General features: G+C 72.0%; 24 protein-coding genes and 1 tRNA gene. 10 read left to right on the forward strand and 15 right to left on the reverse strand.

Annotated elements, in window-relative coordinates; genetic code table 11:
- Positions 1-126: 126 nt before the first annotated feature.
- A complete protein-coding gene (locus AB0I15_RS34885) occupies positions 127-3555 on the forward strand; it encodes an alpha-L-arabinofuranosidase C-terminal domain-containing protein (protein ID WP_358105007.1) in 3429 nt (1142 codons plus the stop codon).
- Positions 3556-3593: 38 nt separating this feature from the next.
- On the opposite strand, the gene AB0I15_RS34890 is transcribed toward AB0I15_RS34885, so the two are convergent.
- Positions 3594-4337 (reverse strand): metallophosphoesterase, encoded by a 744-nt coding sequence (locus AB0I15_RS34890; protein ID WP_358105010.1) that lies wholly within the window; start codon positions 4335-4337, stop codon positions 3594-3596.
- Positions 4338-4402: 65 nt separating this feature from the next.
- Between AB0I15_RS34890 and AB0I15_RS34895 the strand changes: the two genes are divergently transcribed.
- The 3 genes from AB0I15_RS34895 (at position 4403) to AB0I15_RS34905 (ending at position 7650) form a co-directional block, all read left to right on the forward strand.
- Positions 4403-5779 (forward strand): PLP-dependent aminotransferase family protein, encoded by a 1377-nt coding sequence (locus AB0I15_RS34895; protein ID WP_358105013.1) that lies wholly within the window; start codon positions 4403-4405, stop codon positions 5777-5779.
- Positions 5780-5872: 93 nt separating this feature from the next.
- Positions 5873-6076, forward strand: coding sequence for a DUF4236 domain-containing protein (locus AB0I15_RS34900; protein WP_358105016.1), 204 nt, complete (start codon positions 5873-5875; stop codon positions 6074-6076).
- Between the two features lie 122 nt (positions 6077-6198).
- Positions 6199-7650 (forward strand): pyridoxal-dependent decarboxylase, encoded by a 1452-nt coding sequence (locus AB0I15_RS34905; protein WP_358105019.1) that lies wholly within the window; start codon positions 6199-6201, stop codon positions 7648-7650.
- Positions 7651-7653: 3 nt separating this feature from the next.
- On the opposite strand, the gene AB0I15_RS34910 is transcribed toward AB0I15_RS34905, so the two are convergent.
- A complete protein-coding gene (locus AB0I15_RS34910) occupies positions 7654-8595 on the reverse strand; it encodes a WYL domain-containing protein (RefSeq protein ID WP_358105022.1) in 942 nt (313 codons plus the stop codon).
- Positions 8596-8677: 82 nt separating this feature from the next.
- On the opposite strand from AB0I15_RS34910, the gene AB0I15_RS34915 reads away from it, so the two are divergent.
- A complete protein-coding gene (locus tag AB0I15_RS34915; RefSeq protein ID WP_358105025.1) occupies positions 8678-9187 on the forward strand; it encodes a nucleoside-triphosphatase in 510 nt (169 codons plus the stop codon).
- Positions 9188-9190: 3 nt separating this feature from the next.
- On the opposite strand, the gene AB0I15_RS34920 is transcribed toward AB0I15_RS34915, so the two are convergent.
- Complete coding sequence (locus AB0I15_RS34920) at positions 9191-9622, reverse strand: GNAT family N-acetyltransferase (RefSeq protein WP_358105222.1); 432 nt, start codon at positions 9620-9622, stop codon at positions 9191-9193.
- Positions 9623-9671: 49 nt separating this feature from the next.
- Here AB0I15_RS34920 and AB0I15_RS34925 point away from each other — a divergent pair, with 49 nt between their 5' ends.
- Positions 9672-9809, forward strand: a complete 138-nt coding sequence (locus AB0I15_RS34925; RefSeq protein WP_358105028.1) for an AAA family ATPase — start codon at positions 9672-9674, stop codon at positions 9807-9809.
- Between the two features lie 150 nt (positions 9810-9959).
- On the opposite strand, the gene AB0I15_RS34930 is transcribed toward AB0I15_RS34925, so the two are convergent.
- A tRNA-Ala gene (locus tag AB0I15_RS34930) sits at positions 9960-10032 on the reverse strand.
- A 74-nt stretch (positions 10033-10106) separates the two neighbouring features.
- Here AB0I15_RS34930 and sigJ point away from each other — a divergent pair.
- A complete protein-coding gene (gene sigJ / locus AB0I15_RS34935; RefSeq protein WP_358105032.1) occupies positions 10107-10997 on the forward strand; it encodes an RNA polymerase sigma factor SigJ in 891 nt (296 codons plus the stop codon).
- Between the two features lie 74 nt (positions 10998-11071).
- Here sigJ and AB0I15_RS34940 read toward each other — a convergent pair whose 3' ends face one another.
- From AB0I15_RS34940 to AB0I15_RS34975, 8 genes are all read right to left on the reverse strand, one after another.
- Positions 11072-11602: a Clp protease N-terminal domain-containing protein gene (locus AB0I15_RS34940; RefSeq protein ID WP_358105035.1), complete on the reverse strand. Its 531-nt coding sequence runs from the start codon at positions 11600-11602 to the stop codon at positions 11072-11074.
- Positions 11603-11611: 9 nt separating this feature from the next.
- On the reverse strand, positions 11612-11827 hold the full coding sequence (locus AB0I15_RS34945; protein ID WP_358105038.1) for a helix-turn-helix domain-containing protein: 216 nt from the start codon (positions 11825-11827) through the stop codon (positions 11612-11614).
- Positions 11828-11893: 66 nt separating this feature from the next.
- On the reverse strand, positions 11894-12718 hold the full coding sequence (locus tag AB0I15_RS34950) for a metal-dependent hydrolase (RefSeq protein ID WP_358105041.1): 825 nt from the start codon (positions 12716-12718) through the stop codon (positions 11894-11896).
- A gap of 4 nt (positions 12719-12722) precedes the next feature.
- Positions 12723-13937, reverse strand: coding sequence for an MFS transporter (locus AB0I15_RS34955; protein WP_358105044.1), 1215 nt, complete (start codon positions 13935-13937; stop codon positions 12723-12725).
- 123 nt (positions 13938-14060) lie between these two features.
- The gene (locus AB0I15_RS34960) at positions 14061-14693 is read right to left on the reverse strand and encodes an SRPBCC family protein (protein ID WP_358105048.1); all 633 of its coding nucleotides are present in this window, start codon (positions 14691-14693) and stop codon (positions 14061-14063) included.
- Between the two features lie 31 nt (positions 14694-14724).
- Positions 14725-15102 carry a hypothetical protein gene (locus AB0I15_RS34965; RefSeq protein WP_358105051.1) on the reverse strand — a complete coding sequence of 126 codons (378 nt, stop codon included), beginning with the start codon at positions 15100-15102 and terminating at the stop codon, positions 14725-14727.
- Positions 15099-15461 (reverse strand): hypothetical protein, encoded by a 363-nt coding sequence (locus tag AB0I15_RS34970; RefSeq protein ID WP_358105054.1) that lies wholly within the window; start codon positions 15459-15461, stop codon positions 15099-15101. The genes AB0I15_RS34965 and AB0I15_RS34970 overlap by 4 nt, the downstream gene beginning before the upstream one ends.
- A 12-nt stretch (positions 15462-15473) precedes the next feature.
- On the reverse strand, positions 15474-16184 hold the full coding sequence (locus tag AB0I15_RS34975; protein ID WP_358105057.1) for a TetR/AcrR family transcriptional regulator: 711 nt from the start codon (positions 16182-16184) through the stop codon (positions 15474-15476).
- Positions 16185-16219: 35 nt separating this feature from the next.
- On the opposite strand from AB0I15_RS34975, the gene AB0I15_RS34980 reads away from it, so the two are divergent.
- Positions 16220-17566 carry a DHA2 family efflux MFS transporter permease subunit gene (locus AB0I15_RS34980; RefSeq protein WP_358105060.1) on the forward strand — a complete coding sequence of 449 codons (1347 nt, stop codon included), beginning with the start codon at positions 16220-16222 and terminating at the stop codon, positions 17564-17566.
- On the forward strand, positions 17536-18030 hold the full coding sequence (locus tag AB0I15_RS34985; RefSeq protein ID WP_358105062.1) for a DUF523 domain-containing protein: 495 nt from the start codon (positions 17536-17538) through the stop codon (positions 18028-18030). The genes AB0I15_RS34980 and AB0I15_RS34985 overlap by 31 nt, the downstream gene beginning before the upstream one ends.
- Here AB0I15_RS34985 and AB0I15_RS34990 read toward each other — a convergent pair.
- From AB0I15_RS34990 to AB0I15_RS35000, 3 genes are read right to left on the reverse strand one after another with little or no spacing between them, the layout of a single operon-like run.
- Complete coding sequence (locus AB0I15_RS34990; RefSeq protein ID WP_358105064.1) at positions 18006-18386, reverse strand: hypothetical protein; 381 nt, start codon at positions 18384-18386, stop codon at positions 18006-18008. The genes AB0I15_RS34985 and AB0I15_RS34990 overlap by 25 nt on opposite strands.
- A gap of 40 nt (positions 18387-18426) precedes the next feature.
- Positions 18427-19023 (reverse strand): TetR/AcrR family transcriptional regulator, encoded by a 597-nt coding sequence (locus AB0I15_RS34995; RefSeq protein WP_358105067.1) that lies wholly within the window; start codon positions 19021-19023, stop codon positions 18427-18429.
- A complete protein-coding gene (locus AB0I15_RS35000; protein WP_358105070.1) occupies positions 19023-19529 on the reverse strand; it encodes a hypothetical protein in 507 nt (168 codons plus the stop codon). The genes AB0I15_RS34995 and AB0I15_RS35000 overlap by 1 nt, the downstream gene beginning before the upstream one ends.
- 38 nt (positions 19530-19567) lie before the next feature.
- On the opposite strand from AB0I15_RS35000, the gene AB0I15_RS35005 reads away from it, so the two are divergent.
- Positions 19568-20245, forward strand: a complete 678-nt coding sequence (locus AB0I15_RS35005; RefSeq protein ID WP_358105073.1) for a response regulator transcription factor — start codon at positions 19568-19570, stop codon at positions 20243-20245.
- Positions 20246-20279 lie beyond the last annotated feature (34 nt).

A 20279-nucleotide genomic window follows, 5' to 3' on the forward strand; every position in this document is an offset into this window, starting at 1 on the left:
TACGGTCGGGTTACGCGCCCAACCCCTTGACGGGGCCGGTGTGCGGTCCTTAACTTGTCGCGGATCGCCGTTGTTAACGCTCACTTCTATGTTAACGCTAACAACTCTTGAGGAGCCCCCCAACTCATGTCGCGAATCGCCTTATCGGCCCTGCTCCTGGCGGGTCTGATGGTGGCTCAGCCGGCCGCCGCGCTGGCCGAGCCCATTCCCGAAGGGGCCGTCGTGGACCAGTTCGACGGCACCACGCTCGGCGAGGACTGGACGGTGCTGTCGCCCGACAGCTCGCGCTGGAGCCTGTCGGGCGGCGCGCTCCACCTGGACACGCTGACCGGCGACACCCACCAGGCCACCAACAACGCCAGGAACCTCTTCCTCGTGGACGTCCCCGACGGCGACTTCGAGGTGGTCACCAGGCTCAGCGCGCCGGTCACGCTCGACTACCAGAGCGCGGGCCTGCTGGCCTGGCAGGACTGGGACAACTACGTCCGCGCGGGGCCGGCCCACGTCGGGTTCGCCGGCGGGCCGGTGATCGAGACGGCCACCGAGGTGGGCGCGGCCTTCAGCTCGGCCTTCGCGGCCAGGCCCGGCTCCACCGCCGAGATCATCAAGCTGGCCAGGACCGGTGACGAGTTCGTCTCCTCCTACTGGGACGGCGCGGCCTGGGTGCAGGCGTCCAGGATGACCGCCGCGCTCACGGTCGGGCAGGTCGGCCTGTTCGGGCTGTCTGCGCAGAACGGCACGTCCATGCGGGCGGACTTCGACTACCTCGCGATCAAGGCGGCGGCGGGCGAGACGGTGGTGCCGGCGGGGCCGTTCACGTTGCGGGCGGCGACGCTGCCGTACCTGTCGGCCGACAGGTCGGGGGCGGTGCGGGCCTCGGCGAAGGCGGGGATGACCAACCTGGCCTTCACCGCCGAGCCCGGCACCGGCGGGGTGCGGCTCAAGGACCTGGCGAGCGGCAAGTACCTGGAGGCGGCGGGCACAGCGGCGGGCACAGCGGCGGGCACAGCTTCTGCCACTGTTCGGCTGGGCGGGACCGGGTCGGTCTTCGAGCTCAGGGACGCGGGCGGCGGCAAGGTCACGGTGTCCTACGGCGGGCGGAACGTCGCGATCAGCGACGGTCGGCTGGTCATGGGGACGGAGGCGGCCAGGTTCCGGATCGAGGGCTACGGCACGGGCGAGCTCACCGTGGACACCAGGGCCAAGGGCACCAAGGTCGGCCCCGACCTGTACGGCGTCTTCTACGAGGACATCAACCACGCGGCCGACGGCGGGCTCTACGCCGAGCTGGTGCAGAACCGCTCGTTCGAGTTCAACGCCGTCGACGAGCCCTCCTACACCGGGCTGACCGCGTGGAGCAAGGCCGAGCGCGGCGCGACCGTCACCCCGGCGGTCACCGGCGAGGACCCGCTGAACACCGGCAACCGCAACTACCTGCGACTCGAGGTGGCGGGCGACGGCACGGCCGGGATGAGCAACGCCGGGTTCAACCGCGGCGTGCCGCTGAAGGCCGGCGAGCGGTACGACCTGTCGCTGTGGGCCCGCCGCGCGCAGGCGGCCCCGCTGACGGTGACCGTCGAGAGCGGCACGGCCGTGCTCGGCAGGGCCATCCTCCAGGTCAAGGCGGGCGGCTGGGCCAGGTACCGGGCCTCGTTCACGGCGTCGGCCACCACCGACGCGGGCCGGCTCGTGGTGCAGGCGCCGGCCGGGCGGACCGACCTGGACATGGTGTCGCTGTTCCCGCGTGAGACGTACAAGGGGCATGGCATGCGGAGCGACCTGGCCGAGATGATCGCGGACCTGAAGCCGCGATTCCTGCGCTTCCCCGGCGGCTGCGTGACCAACGTGGGCACGTACGAGCCCTACGCCGAGACCGGCGACCGGCGCCGCATCTACCAGTGGAAGGAGACGATCGGCCCGGTCGAGGAGCGGCCCACGAACTTCAACTTCTGGGGCTACAACCAGAGCTACGGCATCGGCTACTACGAGTACTTCCAGTTCGCCGAGGACATCGGGGCCGAGGCGCTGCCGGTGCTGTCGGTGGGCGTGAACGGCTGCGGTGAGAACCGGCCGCTGACCGACGAGGCCAAGCTGGCCCGGTGGGTGCAGGACACGCTGGACCTGATCGAGTTCGCCAACGGGCCCGTGACGTCGGAGTGGGGCAAGAAGCGGGCCCGGCTCGGGCATCCACGGCCGTTCGGGCTGGAGTACATCGGGCTCGGGAACGAGGAGATCTATCCCGAGTTCTTCACCAACTATCCGAAGTTCGCGAACGCGATCAGGGCGAAGCACCCGTCCATCAAGATCATCAGCAACTCCGGCCAGACGTCGCAGGGCGCCTGGTTCGACCGGATGTGGCAGTTCGCCCGCGACCAGAAGGCCGACCTGGTCGACGAGCACTACTACAACAGCCCGAGCTGGTTCCTGGCCAACAACCACCGCTACGACACCTATGACCGCGCCGGGCCCAAGGTGTTCGTGGGCGAGTACGCCTCCCGGGGCAACGCCTTCTCCAACGCGCTGGCGGAGGCGTCGTTCATGACGGGCCTGGAGCGCAACTCGGACGTGGTCGAGCTGACGTCGTACGCGCCGCTGCTGGCCAACGTGGACTACGTGGACTGGACGCCGGACCTCATCTGGTTCGACAACGACCAGGCGTACGGGTCGCCGAGCTACCACGTCCAGCGCCTGTTCTCCACCAACGTGGGCGACCGGGTGCTGCCGAGCACGTTCGAGGGCGAGGCTCGGCCCGTCGAGGACATCAAGGGCGCGGTCGGCCTCGGCGCGTGGAACACCGCCGTCAGGTACGACGATGTGCGGGTCACCGCGGCCGACGGCACCGTGCTGCTGTCGGACGACTTCGCCGCGGGCGCGTCCCGGTGGACGCCCGGCCTGGGCGCCTGGGCCGTACAGGACGGGGCCTACGCGCAGACGGCGCTCGTCGAGGACGCCCGCTCCACGACGGGCTCGGCCGACTGGTCGAACTACACGATGGAGGTGACCGCGAGGAAGACCTCCGGCGCGGAGGGCTTCCTGGTGATGTTCGGGGTGCGCGACACCGGCAACTTCTACTGGTGGAACGTCGGCGGCTGGGGCAACACCCAGTCGGCTATCGAGAAGGCCGTCAACGGCGGCAAGTCCTCGATCGCCACCTCGGCCCACACCGTCGAGACCGGCCGCGACTACCGGCTCAGGATCCAGGTCAGCGGACGCAGGATCACGACCTGGATCGACGGGCAGCAGGTCAACGAGTTCATCGACAGCGCCACGGTAGAGCCGCTCTACCAGGTGGTGTCCAGGGACGGGAAGAACGTGACGCTGAAGGTCGTCAACGCGCAGGACACCGCGGTACGCGGCAGCGTGGACCTCGGCGCCGCGCGCGTCCGGTCCACGGCCACGGTCACCACGCTGACCGGCGAGCCGTCCGACACGAACTCGATCGCCGAGCCCGACCGGGTGGCGCCGGTGGAGCGGCGGATGGACGGCTTCTCCGCGGCCTTCACCTACGACTTCCCCGCCCACTCGGTGACGTTCGTCAAGCTCACCGAACGCTGACCGCCCAGGGCGGGCCTCCTCCGATGGAGGCCCGCCCCCTACGGGACCACGCGGTAGTGGGTGGTCATCCGGCCCCCGTCGTCGAGCACGTGGAACGCGATCAGCGGCGGCCATTCGTAGTCGGCGCACGCGCCGATCGTCGTGCCGCCCTCCCACGGCAGCTTCAGCGTGGACACCACGCCCCCGCCCACCAGCAGCGGACGCCCCGCGAACGTGGTCGCGGCGGCCGTGTGGGCGTGGCCGACGAGCACGGCGCGCACGTTGGAGTGGTCCGCGATCAGCTCTTCGAGGCGCTCGTGCCGGTGCAGCCTGATCTCGTCGACCAGGCTGTGCAGGAGCACCGGCGGATGGTGGAACGCCACGAACACCGGCAGTTCCGTGCCGCCGAGCACGCCCTCCAGCCAGGCGAGCGTCTCGTCCTCCAGATGGCCCGCGGGCTGCCCCGGGATGGACGAGTCGCACATCGCGTAGACGGCGCCGGCCGTGCGGAGCACCTGGTTGACGGGGCCGACGGCCGGCTCCTCGCCGAGCAGGACCCGGCGGAACTCGCCCCTGACGTCGTGGTTGCCGGGGCCGACCAGGACGGGGTGGCGGGAGGTGAGCACCTTGGCGGCGCTCTCGTACTCCTCGGCCAGCCCGTGGTCGGCGATGTCGCCGGTGACGAGGACGGCGTCGAGGTCGCCGGGCAGGGCATCGAGGTAACGCATGACGGCGTCGGCGCGGCCCACGCTCTCGGGGGTGGCGCCGATGTGGATGTCACTCAGGTGAGCGATCACGATCATGAAGGTGATCCTTCCTTTTCCGCCCACGGTAGGCGCCTTCCGGACCACACGTAAGATCCGGTTTCATGACGAAAGATTGGGCCGGTTCCGGGGTGGACCTGCATCTGGAGCCGGCCTCGTGGGGCGGGCGGCGGCGGGCGCTCGAGGACGCGCTGCGGCAGGCGGTCAGGGACGGGCGGCTGCCGCGCGGCACCCGGCTGCCCTCCACCCGGGCGCTGGCCGCCGAGCTGCGGCTGTCGCGCGGCACGGTGAGCGCGGCGTACGACCAGCTCGTCGCGGAGGGCTATCTGGCGACCCGGCCCGGCTCGGCGACGGAGGTCGTGGGCGGGGCGTACCCGCCCACCGGCTCCTGCGCCGGTGCCGAGGAACCGGCCGCGCCCGTGCACGACCTGCGCCCGGGGCGGCCCGACGTGTCCGCCTTCCCGGCCCGCGCCTGGTTGCGCGCCACCCGCCACGTGCTCGCGACCTCGCCGGCCGAGGTCTTCGGCCTCTGCGACCCGCGCGGCCGGATCGAGTTGCGGGCGGCGCTCACCGGCTACCTGGCCAGGACCCGCGGGGTCGTCACCACGCCGGACCTGATCCTGGTCACCACGGGCTTCGTCCAGGCCCTCAACCTCCTGGCCGCCGTCGTCGAGGGCCCGATCGCGATGGAGGACCCGGGGCACGACTTCTACCGCGAGGTGGTCCGCCGTACCGGGCACGACGTCGTCCCACTGCCGGTGGACGAGCTGGGCGCGCGGGCCGAGACGCTCACCTCCGCCACGGCGGCGGCGATCGTGACGCCCGCGCACCAGTACCCGATGGGCGTCCCCCTGCACCCGCGCCGCCGCCACGCGCTGCGCGAGTGGGGCGGCCTGGTCGTCGAGGACGACTACGACGGGGAGTTCCGCTACGACCGCCAGCCTGTCGGCGCGCTCCAGGGCACCGCCCCCGACCAGGTCGTCTACTTCGGCACCACCTCCGAGACGCTCGCCCCCGCGCTGCGCCTGGCCTGGATGGCGGTGCCGCGCGCCCTGATCGGCCCGCTCACCGAGGCCAAGCTGCACGCCGACATCCACACCGAGGCGCTCGGCCAGCTCGTCCTGGCCAGGCTGATCGAGACCCACGCCTACGACCGGCACGTCCGCGCCGCCCGCCTGCGCTACCGGCGCCGCCGCGACCTGCTGCGCGCCCGCCTCGCCGCGGCCCTGCCGGACGCGGAGCTGCCCGGCGTGGCGGCCGGGCTCCGCGGTCTCTTCCTCCTGCCCGAGGCCGGGCCGGGCGAGTCCGTGCTGCTCGACGCCTGCGAGCGCCGCGGCATCGCCCTGCGCCCCGCCTCCCCGCTCTGGCACGAACGGGGGCGACCGGGCCTGCTCATCGGGTACGCCGCCCCCTCCGAACGCGCCTACCCGGCCGCGCTCGACGCCCTGACCGAAGCGATCGCGGAGGCCGGGCGACCCTGACCGAAGCGAACACCGGCGCCGGGAACTCGGCCATCGTGCCGGCCGTTGTCCAGGGTGAGCGCACGATCCCAGATCGGGGGGCGGAGGAGGGACATGGGCTGGCACTACCGCAAGTCAATCAAGGTCGGGCCGTTCCGGATCAACCTGTCGCGGCACGGTGTCGGCCACAGCTACGGCAACCGGCGTTTCCATGTCTCGACCACCCCCGACGGCCGCCGTCACGTCACGGTCCGCCTGCCCGGCGGCTTCCATGTCGGCAAGACGTTCGGCGGCGGGCGCTACCCGCGGCACTACTGACACTCGGCGGTCTCACGACCGCTTGAGATAGAACGGGCCGGAGGTGGAAGCCTCCGGCCCGTCCACTTTTCCCCCTTTCGCGATGCCCGTGGCGGGATCAGAGTGGGCGAATGAGCCCTCACATGACTCCTGAGGAGTTCCGCCGCCACGGCAGGCAGGTCGTCGACTGGATCGCCGACTACCTCGCGGGCATCGAGTCCTATCCAGTGATGTCCCAGGTCAAGCCCGATGAGATCCGCCGCGCGCTGCCGTCGGGGCCGCCCGAGCGGGGCGAGCCCTTCGAGGCCGTGCTGGCGGATCTGGAGCGGATCCTGCTGCCCGGGGTCACGCACTGGCAGCATCCCGGCTTCTTCGGCTACTTCCCCTCCAACAGCAGCGGCCCCGCCATCCTGGGCGACCTGCTGTCCAGCGGGCTCGGCGTGCAGGGCATGCTCTGGGTGACCAGCCCGGCGTGCACGGAGCTGGAGACCGTGGTGGTGGACTGGCTGGCCGAGTTGCTGGGCCTGCCGGCGCACTTCCGCACCGACGCGAGGGGCGGCGGCGTCATCCAGGACTCGGCGTCGAGCGCGTGCCTGGTCGCGCTGCTCGCGGCGCTGCACCGGGCCGGCGGCGGGCGGGTCGCCGCCGAGGGGATCGACCGGCGCTACACGCTGTACGTCACCTCCCAGACGCACTCGTCACTGGAGAAGGCGGCTCGGATCGCGGGGCTGGGGGCGGCCGGTGTACGGGTGGTGGACGTCGATCCGGTCACGCTGGCCATGGACCCCGGCCGGCTGCGTACGGCGCTGGCCGAGGACGAGGCGGCGGGCACCGTACCGGCCATGGTGTGCGCCACGGTGGGCACCACCTCCACCACGGCCATCGACCCGGTGCCGGCCATCGGCGAGGTGTGCCGCGAGCGCGGCCTCTGGCTGCACGTCGACGCGGCCTACGCCGGGGTCGCGGCCGTCTGCCCCGAGTTCCGCTGGCTGAACGACGGCGTGGGCGAGCACGCCGACTCCTACTCGACCAACCCGCACAAGTGGCTGCTCACCAACTTCGACTGCACCGTGCTCTGGACCGCCGACCGGGCCCCGCTGCTGGGCGCGCTGTCCATTCTGCCCGAATACCTCAGGAACACCGCCACCTCGGCCGGCTCCGTCGTCGACTACCGGGACTGGCAGGTGCCGCTGGGCCGGCGCTTCAGGGCGCTGAAGCTGTGGTCGGTGATCCGCTGGTACGGGGCCGAGGGGCTGCGCGAGCACATCCGCAAGAGTGTCGGCCTGGCTCAGGAGCTGGCGTCGTGGATCGCCGCCGACCCCGGGTTCGACCTGCACGAGCCGCACCCGCTCGGGCTCGTGTGCTTCCGCCCGGTGTGGCCGGGGCTCGGGCCGGACGAGGCGGACCGGGCCACGACGCGGCTGATGGAGCTGCTCAACGCGAGCGGATCTCTCTACCTGACCCACACCAGGGTCGCGGGCCGGGTGGTGCTGCGCGTGGCCGTCGGGGGCACGGCGACGGAGCGGCGGCACGTGGAGCAGGCGTGGGAGCAGATCCGCTGGGAGCACGCGGCCCTGTCGGCCTCACTCCCGTGAGGGCTATCCGTAGCGCCCGGCCAGCTCCCGCCCGATCCTGGCCAGCTCGGCCCTGACCTCCTCCGGCTCCACCACCTCCACCCGCGCGCCCCAGCCGGCGAGCTGCTCGGCGATCGTCAGCGGCATCGGCGCCGCCACCCGCGCCCTGACCCGTCCGTCCGCCTCCTCGCCTTCGACGTGGCAGTGGCGGCCGAAGTGGTCTCGCAGGATCGGCAGGAACCGGGCGGAGATCAGCACGGTGGCGGAGACCGTCGAGCGCCGCCGCTCCATCTCGTCCACGACGCGCTCCCAGGCCCGCGTGAGCTCGAAGTCGCCGGGCCGCTCGAACTCCGTCTCCAGCACGGTGGCCCCGGAGATCCGATCGACCCGGAAGGTCCGCTGGCCCCGCTCGGTCCCGGCCAGCAGATACCAGACGTCGTCCTTGTCCACCAGCCCCCAGGGATCGACCACCCGCTCGGTACGCTCGCCGCGGCGCCCCTCGTACCCGATCCTGACCTGGCGGCGCCGCACGGTGGCCGCCTGCAGCACCTCCACCAGCTCGGGCCGCCCCTTCTCCGGCTCGCCCCAGCGCGCGGGATCGACCACCACGGCCGCGGCGGCCACCTCCGCGTCGGCCCTGAACGTCTGCGGCAGCGCCCGCAGCAGCTTCCGCAGGGCGGACTTGACCTCGGGGGCGGCGGCCGCGGCCGGGCCGGCGAGCAGGAACAGCGCCTGCGCCTCGTGCGCGGTGAGCCCGGTCAGATCGGTACGGGCACCGCCCAGCAGCGACCACCCGCCACCCCGCCCCGCCTGCGGATACACCGGGATCCCGGCAGCGGACAACGCCTCGAGGTCCCGCCGGGCGGTGGCGACGGACACCTCCAGCTCCTCGGCCAGCTCCCCCGCCGTCACCCGCCCCCGCGCCTGCATCAGCAGCAGGACGGCCACCAGTCGATCAGCTCGCATACCGGCGATTCTCCCGCACAAAGCGCTCACTCTGTGAGCACTTTGCTGGCCCACCTCTCGGCGGTTCTGTCATCCTGGAGCCGTGTCGCGGCCGCGCATCCTCCTCACCGCCCCGCCCCGGACCGGCAAGACCACGGTGATCCGCCGCCTCGCCGGGCTGCTGCGCGAGGCGGGCACACCGGTCTGCGGTTTCCTCAGCGACGAAATACGCGAGCACGGGCAGCGGACGGGCTTCGCCGTGGCGGACTTCGCCGGCCACCGGGCCGTCATGGCCCACCGCTCCTGGGTCTCCGGTCCCCGGATCGGGCGCTACGGCGTCAACGTGCCCGCCTTCGAACGCATCGCGCTGCCGGCCATGGAGCAGGCGCTGGAGGCGAAGGGCGCGGTCACGCTCATCGACGAGATCGGCCCGATGGAGCTGCTGTCACCGGCCTTCATGCCCCAGTGCGCAGCCCTGTTCGCGGCCGGGCTCCCGATCGTCGCCACGGTCCACCAGCGCACCCGCCCGCGCCTGGAGGCCGACCTGGTCGAGGTCACGCCGCAGAACCGCGACGACCTCCCGGAGACGCTCAGCCGGCTTCTCCTACCCTGACCCTCAGGGGTCGTCCACGCGCAGCCCGAACGCCGACAGCCCCTGCTCGTGATGCTCGATCATCCCGAGCCGCCGGTAGAAGGCGTGGTTGGCCGGCCCTTCCGGGGTCGACTCGTGATCGGTGGTGAGCATGAAGTAGCGGCAGTGCGCGTAGCGCTCCATCAGGTGCCCGAGCAGCCGCCGCCCGATGCCCTGACCGTGAAACCCCTTGTCGACCAGCAGCTCCTGGACGTAGCAGATCATCTCATCGTCGGACACGGTCCGGGCCAGGCCGAGCAGCCGCCCGGATTCGTCCCTGGCGGTGATGACGAGATGCGAGTTCGACAGGCTCCGGCACACTCGGGAGATGTCCCGGGTCCAGACGCTCCAGCCGACCGAGTCGTACAGCGCGAAGATCTCGGCTTCGTCGAACGACGTCTCCTGAGCGATGATCACCAATTACGAGGCTCCTGCCATCGAGACCTTGGGCACCGAAAGGTACCGTATGCCCGCATCCCGCCTCATCCTGCTCTGCGGCCTGCCCGGCGCGGGCAAGACCACCCTCGCCCGCCACCTGGCCGTCCGCGCATTGGGGGCGGCCGTGGAGCTGCGCTATCTGGAGGTCCCGATGGAGGAGCTGTGACGCCGCCTGAAGCACCGTAACGAGAGCGGCGCCCCCGGCACGGTACCGATCACCCGGGAGCTGCTCGAACGCTGGACGCCTGTCTTCGAGGCCCCTGACGAGGAAGAGCTCGCGTTGTACGACGAGCCCGTGTGCTGAGCGAGAAAGGGGTGGAGCTATGGGGATTCGAACCCCAGACCTCCTCCATGCCATGGAGGCGCGCTACCAACTGCGCCATAGCCCCTTGCGATCACCAAGTGTATCGGAGTCCCGGAGGGTTCGTGTCACGCCCAGGCCCCGTGGTACGTCTTAGGGTCTATGCCGACCTTTGAGGACCACCGAAGCCTGCTGATCGGAGTCGCCTACCGCATCCTCGGCAGCGTCGCCGACGCCGAGGACGTCGTTCAGGAGGCCTGGCTGCGGTGGTCGGGAGTGGACCAGGAGGGCGTCGAGGATCCCAAGGCGTACCTGGTCAGGGTGACCTCGCGGCTGGCCATCGACCGGCTGCGGTGGGTCAGGTCGCGGCGGGAGTCGTACGTGGGGCCCTGGCTGCCCGAGCCGATCAGCACCGGGCCCGACGGCGCCGAGCGGGCCGAGCTGGCCGATTCGGTGGAGCTGGCGCTGCTGGTCGTGCTGGAGACGTTGTCACCGCTGGAGCGGGCCGTGTTCGTGCTGCGGGAGGCGTTCGACCTGCCGTTCGCCGAGATCGCGGAGATCATCGGGCGGGCCGAGCCGGCCACCAGGCAACTGGCGCGGCGGGCGCGGGACCACGTACGCGACAAGCGACCCCGGTTCGAGGTGGACAGGGGCGAGCGGCGGCGGATGACCGAGCGGTTCATCAGCGCGTCGACCGGCGGCGACCTCGACGCCCTGATCGCGCTGTTCGCCGACCAGGTGACGGTCGTCAGCGACGGCGGAGGCAAGGCCAGGGCGGCGCTGCGGGTCATCACCGGCGCCGAGAACGTCGGCCGCTACCTGATGTCCATCAACACGCCCACGAACATCGCCCGCTTCATGGCCTCCATCGGCATGGCGGACATCGAGGGGCTGTCGATCGGGACGGCCGTGGTGAACAACGCCCCGGCCGTCGTCATCTCGGCCGGCGGGCGGGTGATCACGGTCATCTCGCTGATGGTGCTCGACGGGAGGATCGAGACGATCTACCTGCTCGCCAACCCGGAGAAGATCGGCCACCTCACGCCCGTCTGAGGCTCGGGCGGCCGGCCCTGCGGCTCGGGCGGCCGGCCCTGCGGCTCGGGCGGCCGGCCTCGCGGACCTGCGGCTCAGGCGGCCTGGCGGGCCAGGATGCCGGCCTCGCGGACCAGCCGCCGCAGGTTCACGCCGGAGTCGTACAGGATCCTGGCGGCGCCGTTGGAGTGGTCGGCGAGCAGGCCCCACAGCAGCCGCTCCCCGGTGACCGGGCCCGGCCGGCACCTCGCCACCTCGATCACCTTTCTGGCGTGCATGGCCAGCGGGATCTCCCCGAGCGGCCCGTACAGGGTCACGCGGAGCGGGCGTACGCGGGAGCGGCGCAGGCGCCACAGGCCGGGGTCGTCCGCGCCGGCCCGGGTACGGCGGCGCACCTCGTCGAGGTCGATGCCCAGCGTGGCGAGCAGGGCGCGCGCGTCACCGGGGGCCACGCGCTCGCGCACGTCGGCCGCCGAGACGGTGAAGGACGGCAGCGAGAACGGCCTGACCTCGGCCAGCCCCAGCAGCATGAGATCGGCCTCCAGCGCCGGTCGTCCCGCGTCGAGCGCGTGGATCCCCGCTCTGACCACCGCCCGGCGGGCGTCCTGTGTGAACCTGGCGAACATCACCTGCTCCTACCTCCCCGTCCTGCGCGCGTGCTTGCGGTGGGCGGACTGCCGCCGGACCCCGAGCGCGTCGGCGATCTGCTCCCACGACCAGCCCTGGGCGCGGGCGTTCGACACGTGCATCGCCTCGAGCTCCTCCAGCAGGGCCCGGAGCGCGGCGACCGCAGCCAGGCCGGTCCCGGGGTCGTGGTCGGTGGCCGCCTCGGCGAGTTGCGTTGCCTTCATGGGCGTCAGCATGTGCTGACAAGCACCCGCTTGTCAACACATGCTGACGGATTCGTCCGGCCTGGTTCAGTTCCCGCAGGTGGTGCGCATGGTCAGGGCCGCGTCCTCCAGCGACAACGCGACCTCCACCCGGCCCAGCTCCGCCGTGCCGCTCACATGGGTGCCGCCGCACGGGATCGACGCCTCACCCTCGGGCAGCGAGCATCGCCACGTACGGCGGGCCGTCAGTCCCGGCCCCGGCACGTCGACCCGCACCGGGGCGTCGGCGGCCACCCATGCCTCCAGCCGGTCGTTCACCTGCCGCGCCACCTGCGCCGGGTCCAGGTCGTCGCCCGAGAAGCCCTTCTTGCGCAGCGACTTGCCCAGCCGGTAGACGTCCACGCTCCCGTGCGGCCCGATCCGCGACGAGGTGATCGCCGCCTGGTCGAAGTCGGGATGCCCGAGCGCGTCGGGCCTGACGTCCTTGCGCCAGCGGCCGGCCAGGGCGGCGTTGAGGGCGAGAGCGGCCAGGTGGCAGGCCGTGTGGCCGGCCGAGAGCGCGGCGCGGAAGTCCGCGTCCACCTCCAGGTCCACCTCGGACCCCACGGGCAGCGGGGCCGGCGTCACGTGGACCACCAGCCACTCCCAGTCCTCGTCGCCGCGCCTGGCCGGCACCGCCTCGCCGAGGAGGACCTCACCGGTCTTCGACTGGGCCCCTGTAACGCAGTCGACGACCGGCAGGCCCCCGATCGTGCCCCGGTCGGCGGGCTGGTCGGGCCAGGTGTGGTCGAGGGGATGGAAGGGTGTCTCGGCTACGACGAGACCGTGCAGGCCCCCCACCGGCACGGTCCCGACGATCGGGGAGCGGCCGCTGGTCCGGCCGCCGGGGAAGGTGACGAGGGTCGAGTTCACCCGGTCATCCTCGCAGCAGGCGTTCGTCCTCCAGGTAGCGGTCGCGGCCGGCGTACAGGCCGGTGAGGAGCTGGGCGACGAGGACCACGAAGATCAGCGCGTACGGCAGCGCCCACCCTCCGGTCGCCTGGTGCAGCACGCCCACCAGCAGCGGGCCGGCCCCGGCGATGAGGTATCCGGCGCTCTGCCCGAAGGCCGACAGCGCGGCCGTGGTCTCCGGCGTACGGGTGCGCAGCGCCAGCATCATCAGCGCCAGCGGGAACGACCCCATCCCCACGGCCACGAACACCACCCACACCATCGCCGTGGACGCCGGCGCCAGCCACAGCCCCAGGAACCCGACCGCGTAGAAGGCGACGAGCCCGACCACCATGGGACGCTGGTCGCGGAAGCGCGAGGCGATCATGGGGACGGCGATCGAGACGGGGATGTTGAGCGCGGTGAACACGCCGAGGACGAGCCCGGCCTGCGGGGTGGTGTAGCCGCCGTCGGTGAGGATGGTGGCGAGCCAGCCGAACATGATGTACGCGATCATCGACTGCGTGCCGAAGTAGACCGCGATCATCCAGGCCAGCCTGCTGCCCACCATCTGCCGCAGGCCCGCGTCCCGGCCGCCCGTGTCCCGCTCCGGCTCACTGCGCAGCAGCGCAAGCCACGGAATGACGGCGACGGCGGCCAGGGCCGCCCACACGCCGAGCGCGATGTGCCAGTCCCCCGACGCGCGCTCGATCGGCACGGTCGCGGCGGCGGCCAGCATGGTGCCCGCCGCCAGGGCCGTGGTGTAGACGGTGGTCATGATCCCGGTGCGAGCCGGGAAGTGACGCTTGATCAGCGTCGGGATCAGCACGTTGCCCACGGCGCCGCCGGACAGCGCCACCGCGCTGCTCAGCAGGAACACGGGGGCCGAGTCGACCAGCGACCTGACCAGCAGGCCCGCGCCCAGCGTGACCAGGGCGAGCAGCAGCAGCCGGTGCTCGCCGATCCGCCGGGCCAGGGTGGGCGTGACCGCGCCTACACTGGCGAAGGCCAGGACGGGCAGCGTGGTCAGCAGGCCCGTGCCCACGCTCGTCATGCCGAGCGCGCCGGAGAGCTGGTCGAGCAGCGGCCCCACACTGGTGACGGCCGTGCGCAGGTTGAGCGCGGCGAGGACGATCCCCAGCACGAGGAGCCAGGCGAGGGGCGTGGTTCTGCCTCGGGACTCTTGGGCGAGCACAGTCATGCGGGGGAAATCCTCCACTCATCAAATCATGGGACGAATCACCACCTTAACAGGACCGAAATGTCCATTTATTCCTGGGCATGGCAAGACCCCCGGAACCGGGTTCCGGGGGTCTCGTGGACATCACAGGACGGGGCGGGGGCCCTCCGGCGGCTCGTTGCGCGGGGGCACGGGGCCGGGAGGCGGGAGCGTTCCACCGGGGTGGAGGTCGTTGCCGCCCACGGTGCCGGGCGGGACCCGGTCGTCGCCGTCGCCGTACATGGAGCCGCGCTCGTGCTTGCCGGGCACGTCGCCGCGCTGGTGCGGGCCGGGCACGTCGCCGCGCCAGGCGCCGGTCTCTCCGCCGCGCGACTCGACGAACTCCTTGAAGCGCTTGAGGTCGCCGACGACGCGCAGGCGGACGAGCTGCAGCCAGTCGCCCGCGGTCTCGACGAAGCCCTCGGGGTCGTACTCCATCTGGAGCGTGACCCGGGTCGTGCCGTCGCTGATCCGGTGGAAGGTCACCACACCGGCGTGATGCGGCCGCTCGGCGGAGCGCCAGGCGATCCGCTCGTCCGGGTGCTGCTCGGTGATCTCGGCGTCGAACTCGCGCTTCACGCCGGCGATCTCCGCCACCCAGTGCGTACGGGTGTCGCTGATCTGTTTGACCAGTTCGACGCCCTCCATGAACTCGGGAAAGCTCTCGAACTGCGTCCACTGGTCATAGGCGACCTTGATGGGGACGTTGACATCTTCGGAGTGCTCGATCGTGCTCATGGGATCAGCCACTGCCCGCGTACGCCGCCGGTTAACGCCGCCGCCACAGCCAGTAGAGGCCCACGAGGGGCAGCACGAGCGGGATGAACAGGTAACCCTTGCCGTAAGCGGACCACACGGTCTCGTCGGGGAAGGCGGCCCGATCGAGGACGCTGGCGGTGCCGATGATCAGCACACCGGCCAGTTCGATGCCCAGCGCGACCAGCGCGAGCCGGCGCGCGCCGCGCCAGAGGGCGACGGTGAGCACGATGTAGACGAGCGCCGCGAACGCCGACAGCGCGTACGCCAGCGGCGCCTCCCCGAACCTCGTGGCGATCTGCACGCCCGCCCGCGCCCCGGCGGCCAGCGAGAACAGCCCGTAGACCGCGATCAGGGCACGACCGGGCCCGGCGCCGATGGAGGTGGTCATGCCACGCCCTGCCAGATCTGCAGCAGCCGGGCGTTCATCACCGCGACCGCGAACCCCGCGACGACCAGGATCGCCGGCCCCCACCTGCTCCGCTCGGCCAGCCCCAGGAACACCCCGGCGGGCGGGATCAGCGCCTCGCCGATGAGATAGCCGAACAGCGTGGCCTTCTCGTCAGGCCCCTGACCGCCCGACACCGCCACGATCACGAAGCCGGCCTGCACCAGCACCGCCACCTCGAGCAGCGCGAAGCCGACCAGCAGCACCATGCCCATCGGGCGGTCGCGAACGGCGACGATCAGGCTCGCCAGCATGAGCAGCAGCGCACCGGCGATGACGATCGTGGAGACGACGGTGTTCATCAGGGGCCAAGGCTATCGCCCGCCGGGGCCGCCCTCGTTTCCGGGCAGTCCGCCCTGGATGCCGTCGAGCACCCAGTTGAGCCCGCGCTCGAAGTTGTCGTCGGCCCCCCACACCCCCTGCTCGATCATCGGCGCCAGCCGCGGCAACCGGCCCTCCTCGACCAGCTCCTTGATGTACGGCTCCGCCACCGCCACCCGCTCGGCCTCGTTGATCCCCTTCTCCCGGGGCGCCCCCCGCTCCACCGCCTCCCTGACCACGAACCCGGTCATGTAGTCGTTGAAGGCGGCCAGGAACCGCCAGGCCGTCAGCGGCTCCACCCCGAGCCCGTCGAAGGCCGCCAGCTTCTGCTCCACGTGCCGCAGCCCGTTCGGCCCCACGGCCACCCGCTGCGTGATCAGGTCGACCCGCCAGGGATGCCGCCGCACCAGCTCGCGCTCGCGCCGGGCCATCAGCAGCAGCGCCTCCCGCCAGTGCGCCGGCAGCGGCTCCTCGACGAGCACCTCGGCGGCGACCTCGTCGAGCATCAGCGCCAGCAGGTCCTCCTTGCGCTCGATGTAGGAGTACAGCGTCATCGCCCGCGCGTCCAGCGCGGCGGCCACGCGCCGGATGGAGACCGCGGGCAACCCTTCCGCGTCGGCGATCGCGATGGCCGCCGCCACGATCGCCTCCCGGGTCAGCGCGGGCCGGCGGGGCGGCGAGGGTCTCGACCATATGGAGCTCACAGGGGACAGCGTACGGAGATGATACGGTGTACGACATGCGATACAGCGTACGAACCACAGGTCTGGTGGTCCTCCTGGGCGTCGTCATGACGATGCTGGACACCACGATCGTCAACGTCGCACTCGAAACCCTGTCCCGCGACTTCGGCGCCACGCTGGCCACCGCGCAGTGGGCGGTCACCGGCTACCTGCTGGCCCTGTCGATGACGGTCCCGGTCACCGGCTGGGCGGTGGGCAGGTTCGGCACGAGGAACGTCTGGTTGCTCTCGCTGGTGCTGTTCGTCGCGGGCTCCGCTCTGTGCGCCGCCGCCTGGTCGGTGGGCAGCCTGGTCGCCTTCCGCGCCGTGCAGGGGCTGGGCGGGGGCCTGCTGCTGCCGGTCGGCCAGATGATGCTGGCCCAGGCGGCCGGCCGGGAGCGGATGGGCCGCGCCATGGCCCTGATCTCGATCCCCGCGATGCTGGCGCCCGTGCTCGGGCCGCCGCTCGGCGGCGTGATCGTGGAGGGCCTCGGCTGGCGCTGGCTCTTCCTGATCAACGTGCCGATCTGCGCGGCGGCGCTGGCGGCGGCGTTCCTGCTGCTGCCCCGCGAGCCGGGCGCGGCCCCGCGGAGCCTCGACGTGCCCGGCCTGGCGCTGCTCTCCCCCGGCCTGGCCGCGGTGGTCTACGGGCTGTCGGAGGTGGGCAACGGGGCCTCTCCCCTGCACCCCGCGCCGTGGATCGGCGTGGCGCTGGTGACGGCGTTCGTGGTGCGGGCGCTGCGCACCTCGGGGACGCTGCTGGACCTGCGGTTGTTCGGCGACCGCGGGTTCGCCGCGGCGGTGGCCGCGATGGTGTGCTACTCGACCGCCATGTTCGGTTTCACCGTGCTCGTCCCCCTCTACAGCCAGCTCGCCGAGGGCGGGACCGCGCTCGACGCCGGGGTGCTGCTCGCCCCGATGGGCGTCGGCGCGGCGATCACGATGCCGATCGCGGGCAAGCTCACCGACAGCCGGGGGCCGCGCGGCGTCGGAGCGGCGGGCGTCGTGCTGGCGGTGGCCGGGATCGTGGCGTTCGTGCTGCTCGGCGGGGGTCTGGCGCCGATGTTCGTGCTCGGGCTCGGCCACGGGCTGGTCTCGACGTCGGTGATGGCCGCCGCGTTCAAGACCCTGGAGCGGGCCGCGATCCCGGCGGCGACCACGCTGAGCACCATCGCGGTACGGCTCGCCGCGCCGTTCGGCGTCGCGCTGCTGACCGTGCTGCTGCAGACGGTCACCCGGGTCGGCGTGGAGCGGCCCTTCACCTACGCCTTCTGCGCCGCGATCGCCCTGGCCGCGGTCTCGCTGGTGCCGATCGCGCTCATAGGATCGAAGGCGTGGAGAGGATCCTCGTCAGCGCCTGCCTGATGGGCCGCAGGGTGCGTTACGACGGCGGCGCGAAGACCAGTTCCGACGCCTGGCTGGCCGGCTGGCGGGAGGAGGGGCGGCTGGTGCCGTTCTGTCCCGAGGTGGAGGGCGGGCTGCCGATCCCCCGCCCGGCCGCCGAGATCGAGGGCGGGGCGGGCGGGGCCGCCGTGCTGTCCGGCGCGGCCCGCGTGCTGGCGACCGACGGGTCCGACGTGACGGCCGAGTTCCTGTCGGGCGCGCGGGCGGCGCTCGAGACCGCGCGCTCGCACGGCATCCGGCTGGCGGTGCTCAAGGAGGGCAGCCCCTCGTGCGGCGCGCTGGCCGTCTACGACGGCTCCTTCGAGGGGCGCCGGGTCCCCGGGCAGGGCGTCACGACGGCGCTGCTGGAGCGCAACGGGATCCGGGTGTTCAGCGAGGAGCAGGTCCCGCAGGCCGCCGACTATCTGCGCACCCTGGAGACGTAGAACGCTCCGGCCAGCCCGGTGGCGAGCAGGGTCGCCATGATGCCGTGATACCAGGTGAGCAGCGCGGTGGCCTCGCCACTGCCGAACGCCAGCGCCAGGATCCCCAGCAGCACCCCGCCCAGCGCGGCGGCGTGACTGTAGATGAGCCCGTCCCAGGCCCAGTGCCGGCCGGTGAGGGCGCCGTACGCGCCGGCCAGCATGGCTCCCACGCACAGCGTCTCCACGATCGCGGCCGGGACGATCACGGGTTCGCGCACCGGCCCGAGCGGGATTCCGGCGTGCATGAGCGCGAACCCGAAGAAGATCAGCGCGTAGAGCAGCGCGAGCCCGCCCAGTGCCCTGCGGAGTGCGTCCATGCCCCTACGGTCCCACCGCGCGAGGGCGGCGCAATCGTCCCTAGGGAGACGGCGGGCCTACGCCGTCCGCAGTAGGCAGCAGCCGTCTCACCAGGCGGATCACCTCGTCGATCGTCACCTTGGCGTCCTCGTCGGACTCGCAGGCGGCCACCTCGCGCCCCGCCTCGCCCATCATCGTGGTGAGCAGCACCACGAGCACGTGGCTCTCCCGCGTGTCCGCCAGGCCGAGCAGGCGCTTGTTGCCGCCGATCCAGTCCCACCCGCGCTGCCTGCGCAGCGTGGTGAACTCGGCGGGCCCGTCGTTCTCCAGGAACAGCCTGGCCACCTCGCGCTGCTCCCACGAGCCCTCCAGGTACGCCCGGGCGCCGGCCAGGAAGCGCTCGCCCGTGCCCGCGGTGGCCTTGGCCGCCCTGGAGGTGCGCTCCTCCTGGCCCCGCATGAACTGCTCCCACAGTGCCAGGAACAGGCCCGGCTTGCCCCCGAAGTGGTGGTACAGGCTGCCGACGCTGATCCCCGAGGTCTCCACGATGTCGGCGACGGTGGCCTCGGCGTACCCCTTGGCCAGGAAGACGTCGCGGGCCGCGCTCAGCAGGGTGTCCCGCGTGCCGCTCGAACGGCTCCAGCGTCGGCTCTTCATCAGTACTCCCAGGTGTCGGTGCGCTGCTCGTGGCTGATGCAGAACACCCCCGTGCCGTGGCCGCCCTTGGCCAGGTCCACCCGGATCCAGCCGTCGGCGCGGGCGACCTTGGCGGTGTAGCCGCTGACCGGGGTGGCCGACACCAGGCGGCAGCCTTCGGGGCCGAGCGTGAACACGACCTCGCCGCCTTTCACGGTGATGACTTTCGGCGGTTTCCTGGGCGTCGGCGCGGAGGTTTTGCTAGTTGTCGGCTTTATCGTCGTACGGCGGGGAGTGGGAGTAGAAGTCGGTTTTGGAGTGGGTGTCGGTTTTTGCGTCGGTTTTGGTGGCGGAACCACGCGCGGCGCATTGTCGTCCGCCGCGATCGTCTGCGCCAGAAAAGGCTCGACGTTCACATCGTCCACGAACTCGTTACGCAGCACGCCACGCACGCCGAACCACGAGACCGACACGGCGACCACGGTGGCCCCGCACCAGATCGCGGCATATCTCAGGGTTCGACGCATGAGAGGCATTATGTACGGCCCCAGTACGGTAGGTGCCCATGGCGACGGTTCTCGTAGTCGAAGACGACGAATTCGTGAGATCGGCGATCATTCACGAGCTCGGCCGGCGGCAGCACGCCGTCCGCAGCGCGGGCTGCGCCCTCGACGCGCTCAGGGAGATCTCCCAGAGCCCGCCGGACGCCGTCATCCTCGACCTCGGCCTGCCCGACCTGGACGGCTCCGAGGCGCTGCGCATGGTCCGCGGCATCTCCGACGTACCGGTCATCGTGGCCACGGCCCGCGACGACGAGGCCGAGATCGTCCGGCTGCTGCGCGCGGGCGCCGACGACTACCTGGTCAAGCCGTTCTCCGGCGACCACCTCAGCGCCCGGCTGGACGCCGTGCTGCGCCGCGCCAGGTCCGCGCCCGCGCCGCGGCTGCTCCAGGTCGGCGGCCTGGTCGTGGACGCGGACCGGCGCGAGGCCGCGCTCGACGGCGGCCCGCTCTCGCTCACCAGGCGCGAGTTCGACCTGCTCGCCTACCTCGCCGCGCGGGCCGACCGGGTCGTGACCCGCAAGGAGTTGCTGGCGGAGGTCTGGCGGGTGGCCTACGGCGACGACCAGACGATCGACGTGCACCTGTCGTGGTTACGCCGCAAGCTCGGCGAGAGCGCCGCGCGGCCCCGCTACCTGCACACCGTGCGCGGCGTCGGCTTCATGCTGTCGGCGCCCCGATGAGAGGGCCGCGATGAGAGGGCCGCGATGAGAGGGC

It is taken from the genome of Nonomuraea sp. NPDC050643 (assembly GCF_040654715.1).
In the GTDB taxonomy this organism is placed as follows: Bacteria; Actinomycetota; Actinomycetes; order Streptosporangiales; family Streptosporangiaceae; genus Nonomuraea.